We start from the raw sequence: 20295 nt of genomic DNA on the forward strand, positions 1-20295 counted from the left end.
CACCTTAAGCTTGCGATCGCAGTCATAGGTATGGACTTCGAGACGAAATCGGCGCACACTGGCGTTAAGCATCCGTCGACAAGCATTGCACCGAGCAGGGAGGCTTCATGGCAACCCCACGCCGCCGCGAGCGAACCGAGACCGGCGGGGTCGCCGACGGGTTCGTGGCGCGGCGACACCAGCTCGGGCTGACGCAGGCGGAGCTGGCCGACCTGGCCGGGGTGTCGAGGTCCAGCGTGCAGTCGATCGAATCGGGTCGGGGGACGGTGCAACTGGATCTCGTCGACGCCGTCGCGGACGCCATGGGATGCCGCCTGGCGCTCGTCACCCGCTCGGGCGTGGAGGTGGCGTCCTGATGGTCGAGAACCTCAGCAACATCGACCGGGCCGACGTCTACAAGGGCGAGCGCCTCGCGGGCAGTCTCGTGCGGGAGGGCGGCGACGTCGTCTTCCGCTACGACGCCACGTACCTGCAGGACCCCGGCGCCCCGCAGATCGCGTGGACGATCCCCACGTCGTCGACCGAGGTGCGCGCGAGTGGGGGCAGCGTCCCACCGTTCTTCGCGGGTCTCCTCCCGGAAGGGATCCGGCTGCGGGGCGCGGTGGCGGCCACCAAGACGTCCGAAGACGATCACCTCACGATCCTGATGGCGGTCGGGGCCGACACGATCGGCGACGTGCGCGTGCTACCCGCGGGGGTGCCGCCGCCCGAGACCGCACCGGTGTTCGACCCCGACGCGGTCGAGCGCCAGGACCTGCGGGCGTTGTTCGAGCACATGTCGGGGCACGAGGCGGTGAAACTGGACCCCACCTCGCTACCCGGTGTGCAGGCGAAGGTGTCGGCGCAGATGTACTCGACGCCGATCGCCACCGAGAAGGGTCCTGCCATCCTCAAACTTTCACCACCGCAGGGGTATCCGCAGTTGGTCGAGAACGAGCACTTCTTCATGGGCCTCGCCGCGCAGTGCGGGTTGCCCGTCGCCGACCACCAGCTGGTGCGCGACGGGAAGGGCAATGCCGGTCTGCTCGTCGCCCGATTCGACCGGCGGGTCGATTCGTCCGGCCGCGTCATCCGCACACCGCAGGAGGATGCGTGCCAGGTGATGGGGATGTTCCCCGCCGCCAAGTACCGGCTGAAGACCGAGAGCGTGATCACCGCACTCGCCGGCGTGTGTGAGCGCGGCGGCGGTTCGGCCCGGGTGGCCACCCTGGAACTGCTTCGGCTGGTGGCCTATTCGTACGCGATCGGCAACGGCGACCTGCACGGAAAGAACTTCTCGGTGCAGCTCGCCGAATCGGGGTTGTGGAGCGTCACACCTGCCTACGACCTGCTGTGCACCCAGCCGTACCTCGGATGGCGCGACCCGATGGCTCTCGACTTCTACGGCAAGGCGAACAAGCTGAACCGCAGGCACTTCGTCGAATCCGGTGGCCGGCTCGGTGTCCCCGAACGCGCGGTCACGAGAATGCTCGACGGCATCCGCAAGGGCATCGGGCGCGGCATCGCGGAGATCGAGACGATCGGCTTCACCGCGAAAGAGAATGCCCAGCTGCGCACGCTGATGGAACGGCGCTCGGACGAACTGGGCTGAGCCGGCTCACCACACTCGAAACGCGCTGTCCGAGAGCGTGAATCCGTGGCCCGCGTCGCTACGGCACGTGACCCCGGACGTCTCGTCGACGAGGCACGTCAGGTCGTTCACGTGTAACGCGGTGCCGTACGACAGTGCGGGGGCGGCAGATCGGTCGAGCGGGTAGTACCGGGGGTCGCCGGCGCTGGCGAACTGACCGGGGCGGCCACCGGCGACCTCGATCGCGTTGGGCGTCACCGGGCTGCCGGACGCGCCCGCGCCCGGAACCTTCGGCGCCGACGCCGGCATCGGCCCGTGACAGCCGGCGGTCGGGACGTCGCCGCCGGTGAGGATCGCACAGTGGAACTTGGTGCTCGGTGTCGTGAAGTAGTAGCTCCCCGCCGCGGTGCCCGCAAACGTCTCCGGGTCTGCCTGGGCCTGGGTGTTCGTGGTGGTCGTCGTCGTGGTGGTGGTGGGGCGCGACGACGTCGTCGTGGTCGGGCTGGTGGTGGTGGTCGTCTTCGGTGCGGTGGTCTTCGGTGCGGTCGTCACGGTCGGAGTGGTCGCGGGCCCCGCGACGGCGCCGGTCTCGGGGGATCCGTCGGCTGCGCGACCGCAACCGGCCACCACCAACGCCGTCGCGAACAGAAGCACCGCACGCACCGTGAAGGTCATGAGGGAGAGCCTAGAACCGCACCCCGCCCCGAGTGGTCGCGGCGCGTCGGACGAAATTCTGGGACAGTGGTGACCAGTGAACCGCCAGGAGGTCCGATGTCGGAAAGCACCCAGTACGAGGAGCGGCGTGCACGCATCTCCCTGCAGGTCCGCCAATGGTGTGAACGATCCGCGATCACAGGCACGCACGCCCCGTTGTCGGACGCCGCTGCCGTCCTGATCGCCGCCGGACACCTCGATTCGCCTACCCGGCAGGTACTCACCCACCGGCGTCGCGCGGGCCGCACCATCCCGTCGCTCGGCGGCTTCGGGGCCCTGCGTCTGCTGACGGACGAGTACCACCAGTTGGCGCGCCGCGCCGACAGCCTGCGCCCCGGACCGGCGCAACTACTGTTCAAATACCGTGCCACCGAACTGGCCCGCAAGCTGCAGTCGTCTCGGTCCGCGGTCGTGATGTCGCCGGCGCACTACGGCAACGGTGTCCGGGCGATGCGCCGGGATCGGCGTGAGGGTGTCCATCTCGATCTCGAGCAGCGTGAGGCGCTGTTCCGGGCGCTGCAACGCACACCGGCGCCGATCGCCGGCACCGCGCTCGAACGTGCAGGCAACTATGCCCGCGGCACCGCGGCGGAACGCCTCGGTCAGGCCGCCGAAAACACCCCGATGGCCGCAGTCGGCCGCCGCGTCGCCGAGGCCATCGGCAAGGGCGTCGATCTCGACAACGACAGATTCGCCGACTCGTACGACACCCTGCTCTACCTGGCGGGGATGCTCTTCGACAGGATCGACGGTTCCGCAGTCTGGCATTCGGAGCACTTTGCGATCCAGCGGTACCAACTCGACCTCGCCGAAGAACTGACACAGATCGCCGTCGATGCCGTGGCGCTGCGCGGAATCCGGACCGAACTCGACGAAGCGCTGCGTGCCACCCATTCCGACACGGCCCGTCGACAGATCGAGGCCCGGCAGAACGCACTGAAGCCGGTGTGGGATCAACTGGTCGACCGCGTCGCCGCACTCGCACGGATCGGCGACCTGCTGTCCCGAGCCGAGGTGCAACTGCGGTCCGTGCTGGCGGTCAACCGGGCGATGAGTCTCGACAGCCGCATCGACGAACTCATCTCACGCTCCGGCGACCGCGAGCTGTCGGCGGAGAACACCCATCACGTCGGCGATCAGTTCGGCGGGGTGGAGGAACTGATGCTCACCTACCAGTCGACGCTGTACGGAGACATCGCCGAACTCACGTCCTGGTCAGGTGGGAGCAAGTGACCCCGGCGACCGAGAGGCTGACCCCCACCACCTCATGACACGCGCAGGTACGCCGGGGTCGGTAGCAGCGGGGCCGCAGATCGGTAGTGGTGCCCGGTCGGGGTGCCGACGTCGATGAGGTGGGTGCGGCCGGGGTTGTGCACGGGGCGGGCGGACCATCCCTCGCCTTCCTTCGCATAGTTACATGCCTCGCACAGGCCGGACCCGTTGTCCGCCGTCGTGGCACCGGATTCTCGACGTGAGCGGATGTGGTCGTGATGCCGGATCGGCGCGTCACACCACGGGGTTCGGCACGTCCGGTCCCGCAGGTCGATCAGCTGTCGCAGGCCCTTCGGAAATATGCGGGATTGCGATTCCATCGCGGTCAACGACCCCGACTGCGGGCAGGAATACACCCGCTGCAACGACGTCTCCGCGTCGGCATCGACAGAATCTGCCACCAACTGCCGGGCAATCCCCGCCGGCACCGGCCCGAACCCCTGCAACTGCGCCGCCTCGTGCCCACCGGCCAGCAAGGTCTCGTCCGAGAGCACCAGATTCACCGCCACCGGCACCCCCGCCGCCACCGATGCCCCGGTGCCACGGTCGAACAACAGGTCCACCATCAGCTGATTGCGGGTCCGGCCGCCACTGTTCCCGGTGGCAATCAGACTGTCCGCATCCCGACCCAACGTGGCCTGCAGACACACCGCCTGCTCGACCGGCATCAGCACACTCAGATATGCCATCGAGTCCGGCGCAGGCCGTGTCGTGACCCGACGCTCGGACACCGCCTTACGATGCCGCCGCACCACGGACGCGGCATCGAGTTCCACCGCCAACGCCTTCGCCCGCGCGATCAGCCCGCGGTCGCCGACCCCGTCGAGAGTGGCCGGGTCCGAACACAACCGACGGTCCACGATGCCCCGATCCGTCGCCGACAGGCACGCCGTCTCCCGCACAAGCAGCGTGGCTCGCCATTCGTTCAGCCGGCCCGACCGCAACAGGGCCAGGGTGTGGGGCATCTCGTGCACCAGAGCCTGCGCGAACCCGAGATGCCGACCACCGCGGTTCGGGGATTCCCTGCGCGCCAACGCAATCTGCGAGGCAATGCCGCGGTCCCACTCCACCCGCGGCAACCCCCGAGCCCTGCGATCCGCACGAATACTCGTGGCGACGCCGTCGGTGATCACCGCCTGCACCGCACACCCGACCGACTTCAACGCCTCGATCGCGTCGAGCCACTCGATCCCCAACCCCGCATCACCGCCAGCGGAGACCGCTCGTAGCCGCGCCGTGAACGCACGCAACTCGGCCAGATCTGCTGCAATCAATTCCCCCACAACCAACCTCCCCCAAGGTTCGAATGTATGTTCGATCCTATCAATCATGCTCGACCAAGGCAATACCCGGCTACGGTGGTGTGGGACTCTCGTCGACAAAGATGTGGGGGCTGGGTGCGATGACCGATGACGCCGATCTGCAACGTGCGGTCGCGAACGAGTTCTCGGCACTGGCCGATCTGCTCGACGGGATCTCGGACGCGGAATGGGACACGCCGTCGCTGTGCATGGGCTGGCGGATTCGGGAAGTGGTCGCGCATCTCACCATGGCCGCGCGCTACTCCGAGGAGCAGTTCATGGCGCGCCTGCGTGAGTGCGAGTTCGATTTCACCCGGCTCTCCAACGAGATCGCCCGTAGCGACGCCGAATTGGCGCCGGCGGAACTCGTCGCCAACCTGCGCTCGGACATCATGCGCAGGTGGACCCCGCCGGGCGGCGGCTATCACGGCGCGCTCAACCATGTGGTGATCCACGGTCTCGACGCCACCGTGCCGCTCGGGGTGCCGCGACACGTACCGGAGGAGACGATGCGCGTCGTCCTCAACGATCTCACGGCGGGTGGTGGGCACTCGAATTTCGGCATCGACATCGAGGGACGTGGCCTGCGGGCCACGGACCTCGACTGGTCGTACGGGTCGGGCGCCGAATTACGCGGAACGGGCGAGGATCTCGCGCTGATGATCTGCGGCCGCGCGCTGCCGGCAGGACGGGTCGAGGGCGACCCGTTGTAGTCCGGTTCAGATACCCGGGATGACGCCCGGGTAGACGAAGTGCCCGGGACCTCCGCCGGGGAGGGTGGCGCCGAGGGATCCGGGGAAATCCATGGACAACTTGACGAGTTTGTGTGGTTGCCCGTTCTGGTCGGCTTGCCAGCAGTCGAGCAGTACGCCGTGGAATCCTGTGCAGACGATGCGGTTGGCGGTTCCGAACGGTGACGTGAGCCGATTCGCGCTGACGAACGGATTCCAATAGTCGAGATCGGTGGGGGTGAGGAAGTTCTGGTTGTCGAACGGCGCGACCGGACTGGGCTCGGTGGGTACCGGCGGCCATTCGTCGGCGGCGGCCACACCGGCGCTCCCGAGGAGGGCGGCTGCGGCGACGGCCACGGTCGCGGTGATCTGTGTGAATCGGCGAGTAGCGGTAGTCATCTCCACCAGGCCACAGTAAAACGCCGGCAGTTTCTACGTCCGCAATCCGGGATGACGGCTGGCCAGGACGGGGACGAGGAGCTTGTTCGGTGCGAGGTGGGCGAACACGGACGCGGCCCGGTTCGCGAGGCCGGGGATGGCGATCATGTGCCCCTTGTCGAGGCCGTCGATTCCGGTCCTGGCCACGGATTCGGGGCTTTCCCACATGAAGCTGGGCAGTGCGGCTTCGGCGTCTTCCTTCGCGAAGCCGGCTGTCTCACCGAAACCGGTGTCGACGGGTCCGGGGCAGAGGGCGGTCGCGGTGACACCGGTGCCCTTCAGTTCGCCGGTGAGGCTCTCGGTGTAGGAGAGGACGAATGCCTTTCCGGCGGCGTAGGCAGCCTGTCCGGGCAGCGGCTGGAACGCGGCCGTGGAGGCGACGTTGAGGACGGCTCCTCGGCGTCGTTGCACCATGCCGGGCAGGGCGCGGCTGCAGAGGTCGGCGACGGCCATGACGTCGACCTCGATCATGTTCATCTCGGCGTCCGGGTCGGACGCGGCCACCGGGCCGAGCGTGGACAGGCCGGCGTTGTTGACGAGGATGTCGAGGGTGAGCCCGAGCTCGCCGACCCGGTCGAGCAACGTCGCGCGGGCCGAGCGGTCGGAGAGATCGGCACCCAGCACATGCGCCCGACCACCTGCGGCCCGTAGCTCGGTGGCCAGTTCCTCCAACTTCTCGGCTCGGCGGGCGACGAGCACCACCTGGTGACCGCGGCGGCTGAGTTCACGGCTGAGGGCCGCACCGATACCGGACGACGCTCCGGTGACGAGCGCGGTGCGATCGGCGGCAGGGGTGGGCAAGCTCATGTGTCCAACCTACGTGCCGCCGTCGCACGCGCAAGGGTTCAACCGGTCAGGCGTGGGTTCCGCCGTCGATGCGGATCTCGGTTCCGGTGACGAACGCGCCGTCGTCGGAGGCGAGCATGGCGACGACTCCGGCGACCTGCTCGGGTCCGCCCATCGCCGCGCCGCCCGATTCCAGGGTGGTGGGCAGGATGGGTGAGAGTTTGGCGAACAGGCTCCAATCGGCATCGGACGGAACGTATCCGGATGTGGCGTCGGTGATGCCGGTCTTGATGCTGCCGGGGGCGACACCGACGGCGCGCAGACCCTGCTTGCCGTATTCGAGAGCCAGTGCATGGGTGAACGACTGGATGCCGCCCTTGCTCGCGGCGTACGCGGCCATGTAGGGGTGCGCGAACGCGGCGGACGTGGAACTGAAGTTCACGACCACGCTGCGGTCGTTGCGCAGCAGCGCGGGCAGGCATTCGCGGACCATGAGGAACGTGCCGGTGAGGTTGATCCCGATCACCTGATTCCACACGTCCAGCGACGTCTCGTGGGTGTGCGAGGCGCGGAGGATGCCCGCGGCGTTCACGAGTACGTCCAGTCCGCCGAGCTTCTCGACGCTGCGGCTCACGCCGTCGGTGACGGACTTCTCGTCGCCGATGTCGATTGCGGCCACGCTGAGTCGCCCTGCCGTGCCTGCTGCCTCGGCCAGTTCCGCTGTCCGCGCGAGGCCGTCCTCGGACACGTCGGCTGCCACGACGGTGCCGCCTTCCTCGAGCAGGCGGAGGGCGGTGGCCTGTCCGATGCCCGATGCGGCTCCGGTCACCAGGATCCGCCGGTTGTCGAAGCGATTCATGATCTGTGCTCCTCGTGTGTTTGCCGAATTCGATCTCATTGGCCCATGACGTATTTGACGGTCGGCCCCGCGGTCCATCCGCCGTCGACGGCCAGTTCCGCCCCGGTGACGTACGTGGACGCGTCGGACAGCAGGAACCCGACGGCACCGGCGATCTCCTCGGGCACGCCGACCCGGGCCATGGGAGTGTTCGGGTAGTTGCCCTCGCCCTGCTGGATTCCGAGGCCCGCGGTCATCGGGGTGTACGTCATCCCCGGGTGGACGGAATTGACGCGGATCCGGTCGGTGCCCAGTTCCACGGCGGCGATCTTCGTGAGCCCGCGCACGCCCCACTTGGACGCGCCGTAACCGGCGGTCAGCGCGAGTCCCATCAGACCGGCGGCCGACGAGATGTTGACGATCGATCCGCCGCCGGCGGCGCGCATCGGACCGATCACGGCCTGCAGACCGTTGAACACGCCGGTCAGGTTGATGTCGAGGACCGTCCGGAAGTGTTCGAGCGGTTCGTGCTCGATGTATTGGCCGGTGGAGATGCCGGCGTTGTTGACGAGGCCGTCGACGCGTCCGAATTCGCTCGTCGCCACGTCGACCGCGGCCTGCCACTGCTGCGGGTCCGTGACGTCGAGGTGGCTGTACCGCGCCCGCTCACCGAGTTGGTCGACGATCGCGCGGCCGTCGTCGTCGAGAACGTCGCCGACCACGACGCTGCCGCCCTCGTCGACGATGCGCTGGGCGAAGGCCGCGCCGAGCCCCCGCGCCGCCCCGGTCACGATCACAACCTTCCCCGCCAGTTGCTGTGCGGTCTCGGTCATCTCAGCTCACATCCTCGTCGTCAAAGAGTCATCTTCGTCGGGCACGTCGGCTGCCGACGGCCCGAGTCTGCTGTGGGCGCCGCCGGCGGGAAACGGGTTCTCCCGGTGATCGGAACAACTCGTAGCCACGGGAAACGTCCGACCACTGTGATGTGGATTACCCGCTGACGTTCCGGACATGCCGGACGGGCGGATCTCCCCGACAGCCCATCGAAAGGCTTCCCCTATGTCTCGACGCGTCACCTCCACCGCCGCGGTGCTGATCACCGGCAGCGTCCTGTTCGCGGGTTTCGGCACGCCTGCGCTCGCTTTGGCGGACCCGCTGTCGCTGCCCGGAATCAGCCTCCCGGGATTCGGTTCGTCCGACTTCGGGAGCGCGGGCCCGGTCGTCGAGACACCTCGACTGGTGTCGGTCGACAACTTCCGCGACGTCGGGGGAACGGGCCGGGGGTACGCCACCACCCGCGGAGGGCACGTCACGAGGGGAGTGTTCTACCGTTCGAACGCTCTGGTTCCGAACGATCAGGATCTCGCCGTCCTCACCGGGCTCGGACTGACCGCGGTGTACGACGTGCGGACCGTCGAGGAGGTGGCGGCAAAACCCGACCGGCTCCCGGCCGGGCCGCGCTACCTCGGCATCCCCATCCTGTCGGGAGACCTCGGTGCCGCAGTCGCGCAACTGAAGTCGCCCGCCGACGCCGTCGCGTTCATGCAGCAGATGAACCGCAGCTTCGTCGACGACGCGGCGACCCGGGCCGGGTTCGCGCAACTCCTGACGTCATTGGCCGACACCGACGGGCCGCAGATCTTCCACTGCACGGCGGGCAAGGACCGCACCGGCTGGGCATCCGCGCTGCTGCTCTCCATCGCGGGCGTCCCGCAGGACACCATCTTCGACGACTACCTGCTCACCAACGACTACACCGCCGCGTCGATGAAGATCACGTACGACCAGATCGCCGCCAGCCGCGGCGAGGCGGTGGCGCAGATCTACCAGCCGCTGCTGGGCGTCGACCGGAGCTACCTCGAGGCCGGGCTCGGCCGGCTCACCGAGCAGTACGGCACGGTCGACCGCTATCTCACCGAGGGTCTCGGTCTGAGCCCGGCGACCGTCGACCGGCTCCGGAGCAAGCTGCTGAGCTGAGGTCAGGCGCCGATCGCGTCCGAGAGAGTCGTGAGCCGGCTGATCTCGGATGCGGTCAGGGTCACGGTCGGGGCGTCGAGTAGCGCGGGAAGTTGTTCGAGGCGGCTCGCGCTCGCGATCGGCGCGGTGATGCCGGGCCGGGTGAGGAGCCACGCGAGCGCGATGGTCGAGATTTCCGCCGAGTGCGTGTCGGCGATCTCGGCCAGGGCCCCGACGACGGCGAGACCGGACTCGGAGAAGTAGCGGGTCGCCATCCGCTGGCGGGGCTGACCGTCCAGGTCGGCCTGGGTGCGGTACTTGCCCGCCAGGAAGCCCGCGGCGAGCGAGTAGTACGGGAAGACGCCCAGGCCGTTCTCGGTGGCGATCGCGGCCACCTCGGGCTCGTAGTCGTGGCGGTGCACCAGGTTGTAGTGCGGCTGCAGCGCGATCGGGGCAGCGAAGCCGTTCTCGGCCGTCAGGGACAGCCACTCGCGGATGCGCTCGGGCGAGTAGTTGGAGATGGCGACGTGGCGGACGAGTCCGTCGCGGACCAGTTCGTCGAAGGCGCCGAGTGTGTCGACGAGGGGAGTGTCGGCGTCGTCGAAGTGGGCGTAGTACACGTCGATGTGGTCGGTCTGCAGCCGCTTCAGGGATGCCTCCGCCGCCGCGCGGACGTTGGCGGGGGCCAGGCCCTTGAACTCCGGGTGCTGGCTGACCTTGGTGGCGATCACCATGTGGTCGCGGTTGCCGCGGGACGCCATCCAGTTTCCGAGGACGGTCTCGGACTCGCCGCCGGAGTTGCCCTCGGCGAACGCCGAGTACGAGTCCGCCGTGTCGACGAAGTTGCCGCCGCCTGCGGCGAAGGCGTCGAGGATCTCGAACGACGTCGGTTCGTCACTGGTCCAGCCGAAGGTGTTACCACCGAGGGCCAGGGGAAAGATGTCCAGATCCGAGTTGCCGATCGCGACCACGGGTGCTCCGTTTCTAGGTGTGTCCTGTCCGGGAATGTGCGAAGAGTTCGCGTGACGACGCTATCGCAGCCGCTAGGCGCACGCGCGTCCGGCTACCGGACACAGTCTTCTCGGTGACGGATACCGTCGCGAATCGGACATGTGTGCGCGATCCCCGCCCACCGCGACTCCGACGGCATACCGTAAAGGGGGTGCGTTCGTTCCGGCGAGACACGGAGTTGAGTGATGCAGGACCAGTCGATCGATGACCACTTGAACACGGGCCTGTTCGTCGACGGGCAGTGGATCCGCTCCAGTTCCGGTGAGACCCGGGACTGCATCAATCCGGCCGACGGATCGGTGGTCGCCACCGTCGACGAGGCCTCCCCGGAGGACGCGACCCGCGCAGTCGCCGCGGCCCGCGCGGCGTTCGACGAGGGAACCTGGCCCCACACACCCGTCGCCGAGCGCACGGCGTTGGTCGCGAGGATCGCCGACCTCCTCGAGCGCGACAAGGAGATCCTGGCACGCATCGAGACGCTCGACACCGGAAAAACGCTGGAGGAGAGCAGGATCGACATCGACGACGTGGTGTCGGTGTTCCGGTACTACGCGCAACTCGCCGCGGTCGAAGCCGACAATCTGGTCGATGTCGGCCGGCCCGAGGTGATCAGCCGGGTGGTGCGTGAGCCGATCGGTGTGTGCGTGCTCATCGCACCGTGGAACTACCCGCTGCTGCAGATCTCCTGGAAGGTGGCGCCCGCGCTGGCCGCCGGGTGCACCATGGTCCTCAAACCGAGCGAGGTGACCCCGCTCAGCACCATCGCGTTCACCGCGCTGATCGCCGAAGCAGGTGCCCCCGCCGGGGTGGTGAACCTCGTGCAGGGCAGCGGCGCCGTCCTGGGGGCCGCGCTCACGGGCACCCCCGACGTCGACTTCATCTCGTTCACCGGCGGGCTGGCCACCGGACGCGTCATCCTCGAGACCGCGGCGAAGAACGTCACCAAGGTGGCGGTGGAACTCGGTGGCAAGAATCCGCACATCGTCTTCGCCGACGCCGACGGAGACGACTCTGTGGACCAGGTGCTCACCGGGGTGTTCCTGCACTCCGGGCAGGTGTGCTCGGCGGGAACCCGCCTGATCATCGAGGAGTCCATCGCCGACCGGTTCGTCGCCGCACTGGCCGCGCGGGCGGAGAAGATCCGGATGGGCAACGGTCTCGATCCCGCGAGCCGAACCGGCCCGCTGGTATCGGAGGCCCACCGGGAGAAGGTCGAACGGTACGTGGCGCTCGGCCTCTCCGAGGGCGCCCGGTTGGTGACCGGGGGAGCCCGGCCTTCCGATCCCGCGCTGGCGGACGGGAGCTACTACCTGCCCACCATCTTCGACCACTGCGACCGCACCATGCGCCTCGTGCAGGAGGAGACGTTCGGACCGATCCTCACGGTCGAGCGCTTCAGCACGGAGGAGGAGGCGCTGCGACTGGGCAACGACACCGAATACGGCCTCGCCGCCGGCGTCCGGACCGCCGACAGTGCGCGGGGCGAGCGGATGGTGCGCGGTCTGCGCCACGGAACGGTGTGGCTCAACGACTTCGGCTACTACACCGCGGCCGCCGAGTGGGGCGGCTTCAAGATGTCGGGGAACGGGCGCGAACTCGGTCCCACCGGTCTGGCGGAATACCAGGAGACGAAACATATCTGGCACAACACCTCGCCCACGGCGGCGGGGTGGTTCGACAACGGCTAGGTCGGCGCACGGAGAGGCGAGAGAACCATGGCTACTCGGCACGGAGCAGTGGGTGACGGAGGTGCGCCGGGGGACAGTGGACTCGGCGAACTGGGGTACAAACAGGAATTGGACCGCAGCCTCGGCAAATTCGCCAGTTTCGCGGCGGGGGTCAGCTACATCTCGATTCTCACCGGCACGTTCCAGTTGTTCTACTTCGGGTTCGGCACCGCGGGGCCGGCGTACCTGTGGTCCTGGCCGATGGTGTTCGTCGGGCAGATGGCCGTCGCCCTGTGTTTCATGGAGCTCGCCGCCAAGTACCCCGTCGCCGGCTCGGTCTACAACTGGGCCAAGCTGCTCGGCAGCAGGATCGTGGGATGGTCGTCGGGCTGGCTGATGCTCACCGCGTCGATCGTGACCCTCTCCGCGGTCGTGCTCGCGCTGCAACTCAACCTTCCGCGGTTGTGGAGCGGGTTCCAGATCGTCGGTGACGGCAGCGGTGAATACGACTTCGCCACCAACGCCGTGATTCTCGGCACCATCATGATCGCGTTCACCACGGCCGTCAACGCATTCGGCGTCAAACTGATGGCCCTCATCAACAGTTCGGGTGTGTTCATCGAACTGATCGCGGCCGTGCTCATCGCCGTCATCCTCGCCGCCAACATCACTCGCGGTCCGGACGTGTTCTTCTCCACCCACGGTTACGGCGCCGGGGAGAGCGGCGGCTATCTGACCGTCTTCCTCGTGGCGTCACTCGCGTCCGGGTACGTGATGTACGGCTTCGACACCGCGAGTTCGCTCGGCGAGGAGACCGTCGACCCCCGGCGGACGGCGCCCAAGGCGATCCTGCGGGCGATCCTCGCCTCGTTCGTGATCGGCGGGGCGATCCTGGTGTTCGCCGTCATGTCGGCCCCCGACCTCGACGATCCGCTGATCGGCAGCAGCGAGGGCGGCCTGCAGTACATCGTCGAGCAGGTGATGTGGGGACCGCTCGGCAAGATCTTCCTGGTCTGCATCGTCGTCGCGGTCACGGTGTGTTCGCTCGCGGTGCACGCCGCGGCCATCCGGCTCACGTTCGCGATGGCCCGCGACAACGCGCTGCCGTTCGGGGAACGGCTGGCCCACGTCAACCCGAAGCATCAGACGCCCGTGGTCCCCGCCATCGTGATCGGTGTGCTCGCGGCGTTCATCCTCGTCATCAACATCGGTCAGCCGCAGATCTTCACGGTGCTGACGTCGATCGCGATCATCATGATCTACCTGGCGTACCTCATGGTCACCGGGCCGCTGCTGAAGAAACGCCTGCAGGGGCAGTGGCCGCCGAAGGAACTCGCGGAGAGCGGCTACTTCACGATGGGCCGGTGGGGGCTTCCGGTGAACATCTTCGCCGTGCTGTGGGGAGTGGGGATGGCGCTCAATCTGGCCTGGCCGCGCCCCGAGGTGTACGGCACTCCCTGGTACAACACGTGGGGTGCGTTCGTCTACATCGGCATCATTCTCGGGCTCGGTCTCCTCTGGTATGCGGTGAAGGGCCGCAACCACATCGGATGTCTCGCCTCGCACGCGGCGTCGTCGAAGGACGAGGCGGAGAGTGAACTGCCATGACGGACACCGTGTTCGACTACGTCATCGCAGGCGGGGGAACGGCTGGATGTGTGCTCGCCGCGCGGCTCAGCGAGGACCCCTCGGTGACCGTCTGCCTCGTGGAGGCCGGGCCGTCCGACGTGGGTGACCGCAACGTCCTCGAGCTGTCGCAATGGATGCATCTGCTGGACTCCGGCTACGACTGGGACTATCCGGTGGAGCCGCAGGAGAAGGGCAACAGCTTCATGCGGCACGCCCGCGCCAAGGTGCTCGGCGGATGCTCCTCCCACAATTCGTGCATCGCGTTCTGGCCCCCCGCCGAGACACTCGACGACTGGGCGGCGGCGGGCGCCACCGGCTGGGGTGCGAAGGACGTCCTGCCGCTCGTGGCGCGGGTGGAGAACAACGACGCCCCCGGCGAGCAGCACGGCCGCAGCGGTCCGGTGCGGTTGCGTGACGTCCCGCCGAACGACCCGTGCGGCGTGGCGCTACTCGAGGCTGCGGCGAAGGTCGGGTTGCCCACCGTGCAGTTCAACCGGGGCGAGACGGTGCTCGACGGGGCGGGGTGGTTCCAGATCAACGCGTCCGAGGACGGCACGCGCATGTCGACGTCGCACGCCTACCTGCACCCGATCCTCGGGTCCCGCCCCAACCTCGACGTGCGCACCGACTGCCGGGTCAGCGAGATCGTCATCGACGACGCGATGGCGGCGACCGGCGTGCGGTACCAGCGCCCCGATCTCACCGGCTACGACACGGTCTCGGCGCGCCGCGAGGTGATCGTCACCGCCGGGGCCATCGACACACCGAAACTGTTGATGCTCTCCGGTATCGGGCCGACGGTGCACCTGCGCGAGATGGGTGTGCAGGTTCGGGTCGACGCCCCCGGGGTCGGGCAGAACCTCGACGATCACGTCGAGGGGCTGGTGTTCTGGGAGGCGTCCCGGCCGATGGTCGAGACGTCCACGCAGTGGTGGGAGATCGGTCTGTTCGCCACCACCGAGGAGGGGTTGAACCATCCCGACCTGATGATGCACTACGGCAGCGTGCCATTCGACATGAACACGCTCCGGTGGGGATACCCCACCACGGACAACGGCTTCTGTCTCACCCCGAACGTCACACAGGGACTCTCCCGCGGAACGGTCCGGCTCCGCTCCCGCGACTTCCGGGATCGTCCGCGAGTGGATCCCCGGTACTTCACCGACCCCGACGGCCACGACGAGGCGGTGATGCTCGCCGGGATCCGGCTGGCGCGTCGCATCGCCGAGCAGGAACCTCTCCGCGGCTGGATCACGAGGGAACTGGCCCCCGGGCCGGAGGCGGTCACCGACGACGAACTGATCGACTACGCGCACCGGACGCACAACACGGTGTACCACCCGGCCGGGACCGCCAGGATGGGTGCGGCCACCGATCCGATGGCCGTCCTCGATCCGGAACTGCGGGTGAAGGGTGTCCGCGATCTGCGGGTGGTCGACGCGTCCGCCATGCCGAAACTGCCCTACGTCAATCCCAACATCACGGTCATGACGATGGCCGAGAAGTGCGCCGACCTGATCCGCGGAACCTGACCCGGCGACGTGCCGGAGGCCCTGCGTGAACCGCTGGTTACTTTGAAGTCCTACTATCTCTCCGTACTGGTAGAGAGACGGAAGGGCACGTCATGAATTCTCCTGAACCGATCGTCGTTGTCGACGGCGCGAGGACCCCGATCGGCAGCTTCGGTGGTGCGTTCAAGGACGTGCCCGCCCACGAACTCGGTGCCACCGCCGCGAAGGCCGCGCTGGACCGTGCCGGCGTGCCGGGCGGCGACATCGACGAGGTGGTGATGGGCTGCATCGGTCAGGTCGGACCGGACGCCTACAACGCCCGCCGCGTCGCCCTGGCCGCCGGACTTCCCGAGAAGACCCCCGCATATACCGTCAACCGGCTGTGCGGGTCCGGTCTGCAGGCCGTGTGGTCGGCGGCGCAGCAGATGCGCTGGGGTGGGGTGGACTTCGCCCTCGCCGGCGGCGACGAGAGCATGTCGCGGATGCCGTTCTACGACTTCTCCGCCCGCTCGGGCTACAAACTCGGCGACCGCACGCTCGTCGACGGCACGGTCGCGATTCTGACCGACCCGTTCGGTGGCGTGCACATGGGCCGCACCGCCGAGGCCGTCGCCCGCAAGTACGACGTCAGCCGGCAGCAGCAGGACGAGTTCGCCGTCGAATCCCAGCGCCGTGCCGCCTCCGAGGCCGCCAAGGCCGCGTTCGCCGAGGAGATCACGCCGGTCGAGATCGGGGGCCGCCGCCCGAAGACGATCGACGTCGACGAGCACCCCAAGCCCGACACCACCCTCGAGACCCTGGCGAAGCTGCGGCCAGCGTTCGAGGAGGGTGGCTCGGTGACCGCGGGCAACGCGTCCGGTATCAACGACGGCGCTGCGGCCCTGGTGCTGGCCACACAGTCCGCCGCCCGCGAGAAGGGCCTGACCGGGCTGGTCACGCTCGAGGCCGTCGCGACCGCGGCGATGGACCCGGCTCTGATGGGATACGCCCCGGTGCTGGCGCTGGCGAATCTGTTCGAGCAGACCGGCACCACCCCCGGCGACATCGACGTGATCGAGCTGAACGAGGCGTTCGCGTCGCAGGCGGTCGCGGTGATCCGGGACGCGAAGCTGAATCCGGAGAAGACCAACCCGTACGGCGGTGCGATCGCGCTGGGTCACCCGGTCGGGGCAACGGGCGCGATCCTGAGCCTGCGCCTGGCGAAGGACCTCGTGCGCCGCGACCTCGAACTGGGCATCGTCACGATGTGCATCGGCGGCGGCCAGGCCCTCGCCGCACTCTTCCGGCGCATCTAGAACCGGGGCAGACGATGAAGAAGCACATCCCGTCCTGGCACGACGACGAGGTCAAGGCGCTGTCCGAGCTCGCGGTCGGGTTCTTCGAACGCGAGGTGGTCGCGCACAACGAGAAGTGGGACGCCCAGCACCGCATCGACCGTGCGGTGTGGCTCGCGGCAGGCGAGCTGGGGTTGCTGTGCTGCTCGATCCCGGAGGAGTACGGCGGCGGTGGCGGCACGTTCGCGCACGATCTCGCCGTGTTCGAGGCCCAGGGCTATGCCGGCGACCTCGCGCTCGGCATCTCGGTGCATTCGGGGATCGTGGCGCACTACCTCCTCGAGTACGGCACCGAGGAACAGAAGAAGACCTGGCTGCCGGGGATGGCGACCGGGGAGATCCTCGGCGCCATCGGCATGACCGAGCCCGGCGCCGGCTCGGACCTCAAGGCGATCAAGACCACCGCCATCCGGGACGGCGACGAGTACGTCGTCAACGGGTCGAAGACGTTCATCACCAACGGCGCGTCCGCCGACATGATCGTGCTGGCGGTCAAGACCGATCCGAAGGCCGGCGCCAAGGGGGTGGCGCTGCTGATCGTCGATCTGCGGGACTGCCCCGGGTTCGCTGTCGGGCGGGTGTTGGACAAGGTCGGTCAGCACGGCGCCGACACGTCGGAGTTGTCGTTCACCGATGTGCGGGTGCCGGTGTCGAATCTGCTCGGCGAGGAGGGGCAGGGTTTCGGGCAGTTGATGGCGCAGTTGGTGCAGGAGCGGTTGATCATCGGCGCGCAGGCGTCCGGTGCGATGACTCGTGCGGTGGAGGACACCGTTGCGTACACGAAGTCGCGGCAGGCGTTCGGGCACAGTCTGTTCGAGTTCCAGAACACGGCATTCGAGCTGGCCGAGTGCCAGACCATCGCCCGCACGTGTGCGGTGTTCCTGGACCATTGCATCGAGGCGCACCTGCGTGGGGAACTGGACCCGTCCGAGGCGGCGATGGTCAAGTACTGGCTCACCGAGCAGCAGTGCGCGGTGATCGACCGGTGTGTGCAGTTGCACGGTGGTTACGGGTACATGCGGGAGTACCTGATCGCCCGGATGTACGAGGACGCCCGCGTCCAGAAGATCTACGCGGGCGCCAACGAGGTGATGAAGGGAATCATCGCGAAGTCGCTGTAGCCGATGCCGGCTCACGCGACACGTCGTACGCCGCCTCGTCGAACCGGCCGAGTCGCTGCCGCATGCGGTCGGTCGACCACGGCCAGTTGAAGCTGTTGCGGCCGTTGACGTCGAGGAAGTAGCTCTGGCAGCCACCGGCGTTGTAGACGGTGGTGGCCAGGGCTTCCTGGACCTGGGCGTTGAACGCGTCCTGCACTTCCCGGCGCGGTTCCATCCTGGTCCACCCGTTGCTCCGAGCCGTGGTGACGGCCTGGATCAGGTAGTCGAGTTGCGCCTCGAGGATCATGAACGCCGATGTGTGGCCGGTTCCCAGCGCGGGTCCGAGGAGGACGAACGCGTTGGGGAAACCCGCGACGGTGGTGCCGAGGTAGGCCTGCGGGCTGCCCTTCCAGTGATCGTCGAGGCTGCGACCGTCGCCGTCGAACACTTTGGAAGCGATCGGCATGTCGAGGATGTGGAAGCCGGTGCCGAAGATGATGGCATCCACTTCCCGTTCGGCGCCGTCGCTGCCGACGACGACGTTCCCGCGCACCGACTGCACGGCGTTGGCGTGCACCTCGACATTGGGTCGGGTGAGTGCGGGGTAGTAGGTGTTGGACAGCAGCAGTCGCTTGCAGCCGAGCGTGTAGTCGGGGGTCAAGGCCCTGCGCAGCTTCGGATCCCGCACCTGTGCGCGGAGTTGTGCCTTGCCGACCTGCTGGATCACCCGCAGGATCCACGGGTGCCGGAAACCGAGTCCGAGCGATTCCATGATCGCGTACTCGACGCGTCGCAGCGCCCGGATCGCACCCGGCACGCGGCGCAGGATCGCGCGCTCGACACCGGGCAGGGTGTGATCCGGTTTCGGTAGCACCCACTGCGCGGTGCGCTGGTAGAGATGCAGCGACTCGACCGTCGGCTGGATCGCCGGGACGAATTGCACTGCGGATGCACCGGTTCCGACGACGGCCACGCGTTTGCCGGTGAGATCGTAGGTGTGATTCCAGCGGGAGGAATGGAACACCTCGCCGGTGAAGGTGTCGAGGCCGGGGATGGCGGGAACGAGCGGTTCGTTCCACGGTCCGGCGGCGGCGATGACGGCGTTCGCGGTGAACGTGCCCGCGGACGTGTCCACCGTCCACCGCCTGCTCGGCTCGCTCCACTGGGCACGTTGCATCTCGGTGCCGAACTTCACGTGTGCGGGCACCCCGTGTTCGGCGGCGGTGCGCTCGATGTACCGGCGGATCTCCTCCTGTCCGGCGAACAACCGCGACCACTCCCGGTTGGGTGCGAACGAGTAGGAGTACAGCGCCGAGGGGACGTCGCACGCGCAGCCCGGGTAGGTGTTGTCACGCCAGGTCCCGCCCAGTGCGTCGCCCTTCTCGAGGATGGCGAAGTTGTCGATTCCGCTCTGCTTCAGGCGAATCGCGGCTCCGATGCCGGAGATCCCGGCACCGACGATCAGAATGTCGTAATGCGTCATGCGCGTACTCCGTTCGCGAGCTGAGCGCGGGTGGTGACGAGGGAATGTTCGAGGGTGGCGAGCCGGCGCCGGCCGTCCATGAAGTTCGGACCCATGACGGCGAGGTCCTCGGCGGTCGCGTCGAGCCGGATCACCCGGGTGCCTGCCGCCTCCAGCTTCGCGATCTCGGCGTCCAGCCCGGCACTCATCCAGTTCCGCAGCATCAGGCGTTCGACGCGGGCCGCCCGGCGGCCGGCGATGCGGCCCGTCGACGCCATCGGTGCCAGCACGATCACCTCGTCGAGTTCGAGGGGCAGCACCAGGTCGGCGGATGCGGTGGACGCCGCGCCGCCGTCGACGAACCGGCGGCCGCCGATGGGGACCGGTGGATACCAGCCGGGAATCGCCCACGACGCCCGCAATGCCTCGGACAGGGTGGCGGTCGGTGCACCGGGTGAGCCGAACGCGATGCGCTCTCCCGTGTCGTAGTCCATGCTCACCAGCCACGCCGCGGGGTGACTCACCCAGCCGGAGGCGCAGGTGAACCGCTGTGCGAGCCGGTCGAGCCAGGCGGCGTCGCCGCGGCCGTGGGGGAGGAGGCCGCTCGCGGCGGTCACGGGTGGGAGCCCGCGGCGCAACAAGCCGGGCGAGCCGAGGCCCGGTCTGGGGAGCGGCGGGAACCGTCCCGGTGCGGCGGCGAGGTGTCCGTCGAGCGCCGGATGGGTGGGCCCACCGAGCTGCATCGCTAGCAGGTCGTCGACGCCTGCCCCGCCGCCGAGCATGGTGACGAGTTCGGCGCCCGCGGACGTGCCCACGAGTACGTCGGCGTCGCGCGGGTCCCAGCCCAGCGCGTCGCTCACGGCGACCAGGGCCGCCACGGTCCAGGCCGCGCCGAGCGTGCCGCCGCACCCGATCACCAGTCCGCGGCTGGGTTGTATGTCACTCGAAGTCATATCTAGAAGCTAGCAGAAACCA

The 20295-nt window shown here is 68.2% G+C and carries 19 protein-coding genes; 10 read left to right on the forward strand and 9 right to left on the reverse strand.

Annotation, left to right across the window (positions count from 1 at the left end; genetic code table 11):
- The first annotated feature begins 107 nt into the window (after positions 1 to 107).
- Both QM693_RS13915 and QM693_RS13920 read left to right on the forward strand, forming a co-directional pair.
- On the forward strand, positions 108 to 356 hold the full coding sequence (locus QM693_RS13915) for a helix-turn-helix transcriptional regulator (RefSeq protein WP_009474594.1): 249 nt from the start codon (positions 108 to 110) through the stop codon (positions 354 to 356).
- Positions 356 to 1591, forward strand: a complete 1236-nt coding sequence (locus QM693_RS13920) for a type II toxin-antitoxin system HipA family toxin (RefSeq protein WP_283331107.1) — start codon at positions 356 to 358, stop codon at positions 1589 to 1591. Before QM693_RS13915 ends, QM693_RS13920 begins: the two co-directional genes overlap by 1 nt.
- Positions 1592 to 1597: 6 nt before the next feature.
- On the opposite strand, the gene QM693_RS13925 is transcribed toward QM693_RS13920, so the two are convergent.
- A complete protein-coding gene (locus tag QM693_RS13925) occupies positions 1598 to 2245 on the reverse strand; it encodes a hypothetical protein (protein ID WP_283331108.1) in 648 nt (215 codons plus the stop codon).
- 96 nt (positions 2246 to 2341) lie between these two features.
- Between QM693_RS13925 and QM693_RS13930 the strand changes: the two genes are divergently transcribed.
- On the forward strand, positions 2342 to 3517 hold the full coding sequence (locus QM693_RS13930; protein WP_283331109.1) for a hypothetical protein: 1176 nt from the start codon (positions 2342 to 2344) through the stop codon (positions 3515 to 3517).
- A 32-nt stretch (positions 3518 to 3549) separates the two neighbouring features.
- Here the strand turns inward: QM693_RS13930 and QM693_RS13935 are convergent, their stop codons facing one another.
- Positions 3550 to 4839, reverse strand: coding sequence for an HNH endonuclease (locus tag QM693_RS13935; protein ID WP_283331110.1), 1290 nt, complete (start codon positions 4837 to 4839; stop codon positions 3550 to 3552).
- Positions 4840 to 4958: 119 nt separating this feature from the next.
- Here QM693_RS13935 and QM693_RS13940 point away from each other — a divergent pair, with 119 nt between their 5' ends.
- Positions 4959 to 5570: a maleylpyruvate isomerase family mycothiol-dependent enzyme gene (locus QM693_RS13940; protein WP_247250605.1), complete on the forward strand. Its 612-nt coding sequence runs from the start codon at positions 4959 to 4961 to the stop codon at positions 5568 to 5570.
- A 6-nt stretch (positions 5571 to 5576) separates the two neighbouring features.
- On the opposite strand, the gene QM693_RS13945 is transcribed toward QM693_RS13940, so the two are convergent.
- Genes QM693_RS13945 through QM693_RS13960 form a run of 4 tightly spaced genes read right to left on the reverse strand, consistent with a single transcriptional unit; the run spans position 5577 to position 8483 of the window.
- Positions 5577 to 5987 (reverse strand): hypothetical protein, encoded by a 411-nt coding sequence (locus QM693_RS13945; RefSeq protein ID WP_283331111.1) that lies wholly within the window; start codon positions 5985 to 5987, stop codon positions 5577 to 5579.
- 33 nt (positions 5988 to 6020) lie between these two features.
- Positions 6021 to 6833, reverse strand: a complete 813-nt coding sequence (locus tag QM693_RS13950; protein WP_007300348.1) for an SDR family NAD(P)-dependent oxidoreductase — start codon at positions 6831 to 6833, stop codon at positions 6021 to 6023.
- Positions 6834 to 6879: 46 nt separating this feature from the next.
- On the reverse strand, positions 6880 to 7671 hold the full coding sequence (locus QM693_RS13955) for an SDR family NAD(P)-dependent oxidoreductase (protein WP_280779995.1): 792 nt from the start codon (positions 7669 to 7671) through the stop codon (positions 6880 to 6882).
- A gap of 35 nt (positions 7672 to 7706) precedes the next feature.
- Positions 7707 to 8483 carry an SDR family oxidoreductase gene (locus tag QM693_RS13960; RefSeq protein ID WP_280779996.1) on the reverse strand — a complete coding sequence of 259 codons (777 nt, stop codon included), beginning with the start codon at positions 8481 to 8483 and terminating at the stop codon, positions 7707 to 7709.
- Positions 8484 to 8709: 226 nt separating this feature from the next.
- Here QM693_RS13960 and QM693_RS13965 point away from each other — a divergent pair, with 226 nt between their 5' ends.
- Complete coding sequence (locus QM693_RS13965) at positions 8710 to 9627, forward strand: tyrosine-protein phosphatase (RefSeq protein WP_283352614.1); 918 nt, start codon at positions 8710 to 8712, stop codon at positions 9625 to 9627.
- A gap of 2 nt (positions 9628 to 9629) precedes the next feature.
- Here QM693_RS13965 and QM693_RS13970 read toward each other — a convergent pair whose 3' ends face one another.
- Positions 9630 to 10577, reverse strand: a complete 948-nt coding sequence (locus tag QM693_RS13970) for an aldo/keto reductase (RefSeq protein WP_283331113.1) — start codon at positions 10575 to 10577, stop codon at positions 9630 to 9632.
- Between the two features lie 225 nt (positions 10578 to 10802).
- On the opposite strand from QM693_RS13970, the gene QM693_RS13975 reads away from it, so the two are divergent.
- The 5 genes from QM693_RS13975 (at position 10803) to QM693_RS13995 (ending at position 17879) form a co-directional block, all read left to right on the forward strand.
- Positions 10803 to 12305: an aldehyde dehydrogenase family protein gene (locus QM693_RS13975; RefSeq protein ID WP_283331114.1), complete on the forward strand. Its 1503-nt coding sequence runs from the start codon at positions 10803 to 10805 to the stop codon at positions 12303 to 12305.
- Positions 12306 to 12332: 27 nt separating this feature from the next.
- On the forward strand, positions 12333 to 13892 hold the full coding sequence (locus QM693_RS13980; protein WP_283331115.1) for an APC family permease: 1560 nt from the start codon (positions 12333 to 12335) through the stop codon (positions 13890 to 13892).
- On the forward strand, positions 13889 to 15445 hold the full coding sequence (locus tag QM693_RS13985) for a GMC family oxidoreductase (protein ID WP_283331116.1): 1557 nt from the start codon (positions 13889 to 13891) through the stop codon (positions 15443 to 15445). Before QM693_RS13980 ends, QM693_RS13985 begins: the two co-directional genes overlap by 4 nt.
- 92 nt (positions 15446 to 15537) lie before the next feature.
- Positions 15538 to 16719 carry a thiolase family protein gene (locus QM693_RS13990; protein WP_283331117.1) on the forward strand — a complete coding sequence of 394 codons (1182 nt, stop codon included), beginning with the start codon at positions 15538 to 15540 and terminating at the stop codon, positions 16717 to 16719.
- A gap of 14 nt (positions 16720 to 16733) precedes the next feature.
- The gene (locus QM693_RS13995; protein WP_280780003.1) at positions 16734 to 17879 is read left to right on the forward strand and encodes an acyl-CoA dehydrogenase family protein; all 1146 of its coding nucleotides are present in this window, start codon (positions 16734 to 16736) and stop codon (positions 17877 to 17879) included.
- On the opposite strand, the gene QM693_RS14000 is transcribed toward QM693_RS13995, so the two are convergent.
- Together QM693_RS14000 and QM693_RS14005 are read right to left on the reverse strand one after the other, a co-directional pair.
- On the reverse strand, positions 17860 to 19341 hold the full coding sequence (locus tag QM693_RS14000) for a flavin-containing monooxygenase (RefSeq protein ID WP_283352615.1): 1482 nt from the start codon (positions 19339 to 19341) through the stop codon (positions 17860 to 17862). The two genes, QM693_RS13995 and QM693_RS14000, sit on opposite strands and share 20 nt — an antisense overlap.
- On the reverse strand, positions 19338 to 20273 hold the full coding sequence (locus QM693_RS14005; protein WP_283331119.1) for a patatin-like phospholipase family protein: 936 nt from the start codon (positions 20271 to 20273) through the stop codon (positions 19338 to 19340). The genes QM693_RS14000 and QM693_RS14005 overlap by 4 nt, the downstream gene beginning before the upstream one ends.
- Between the last annotated feature and the right edge of the window lie 22 nt (positions 20274 to 20295).

The sequence above is a fragment of the Rhodococcus sp. IEGM 1305 genome (assembly GCF_030058635.1).
GTDB classification, from domain to species: Bacteria; Actinomycetota; Actinomycetes; order Mycobacteriales; family Mycobacteriaceae; genus Rhodococcus_F; species Rhodococcus_F opacus_D.

Coding starts and splice junctions, on each gene's coding strand:
- QM693_RS13915 (WP_009474594.1), top strand. CDS start 108: ATGGCAACCCCACGCCGCCGCGAGCGAACCGAGACCGGCGGGGTCGCC.
- QM693_RS13920 (WP_283331107.1), top strand. CDS start 356: ATGGTCGAGAACCTCAGCAACATCGACCGGGCCGACGTCTACAAGGGC.
- QM693_RS13925 (WP_283331108.1), bottom strand. CDS start 2,245: ATGACCTTCACGGTGCGTGCGGTGCTTCTGTTCGCGACGGCGTTGGTG.
- QM693_RS13930 (WP_283331109.1), top strand. CDS start 2,342: ATGTCGGAAAGCACCCAGTACGAGGAGCGGCGTGCACGCATCTCCCTG.
- QM693_RS13940 (WP_247250605.1), top strand. CDS start 4,959: ATGACCGATGACGCCGATCTGCAACGTGCGGTCGCGAACGAGTTCTCG.
- QM693_RS13945 (WP_283331111.1), bottom strand. CDS start 5,987: ATGACTACCGCTACTCGCCGATTCACACAGATCACCGCGACCGTGGCC.
- QM693_RS13950 (WP_007300348.1), bottom strand. CDS start 6,833: ATGAGCTTGCCCACCCCTGCCGCCGATCGCACCGCGCTCGTCACCGGA.
- QM693_RS13955 (WP_280779995.1), bottom strand. CDS start 7,671: ATGAATCGCTTCGACAACCGGCGGATCCTGGTGACCGGAGCCGCATCG.
- QM693_RS13960 (WP_280779996.1), bottom strand. CDS start 8,483: ATGACCGAGACCGCACAGCAACTGGCGGGGAAGGTTGTGATCGTGACC.
- QM693_RS13965 (WP_283352614.1), top strand. CDS start 8,710: ATGTCTCGACGCGTCACCTCCACCGCCGCGGTGCTGATCACCGGCAGC.
- QM693_RS13975 (WP_283331114.1), top strand. CDS start 10,803: ATGCAGGACCAGTCGATCGATGACCACTTGAACACGGGCCTGTTCGTC.
- QM693_RS13980 (WP_283331115.1), top strand. CDS start 12,333: ATGGCTACTCGGCACGGAGCAGTGGGTGACGGAGGTGCGCCGGGGGAC.
- QM693_RS13985 (WP_283331116.1), top strand. CDS start 13,889: ATGACGGACACCGTGTTCGACTACGTCATCGCAGGCGGGGGAACGGCT.
- QM693_RS13990 (WP_283331117.1), top strand. CDS start 15,538: ATGAATTCTCCTGAACCGATCGTCGTTGTCGACGGCGCGAGGACCCCG.
- QM693_RS13995 (WP_280780003.1), top strand. CDS start 16,734: ATGAAGAAGCACATCCCGTCCTGGCACGACGACGAGGTCAAGGCGCTG.
- QM693_RS14000 (WP_283352615.1), bottom strand. CDS start 19,341: ATGACGCATTACGACATTCTGATCGTCGGTGCCGGGATCTCCGGCATC.
- QM693_RS14005 (WP_283331119.1), bottom strand. CDS start 20,273: ATGACTTCGAGTGACATACAACCCAGCCGCGGACTGGTGATCGGGTGC.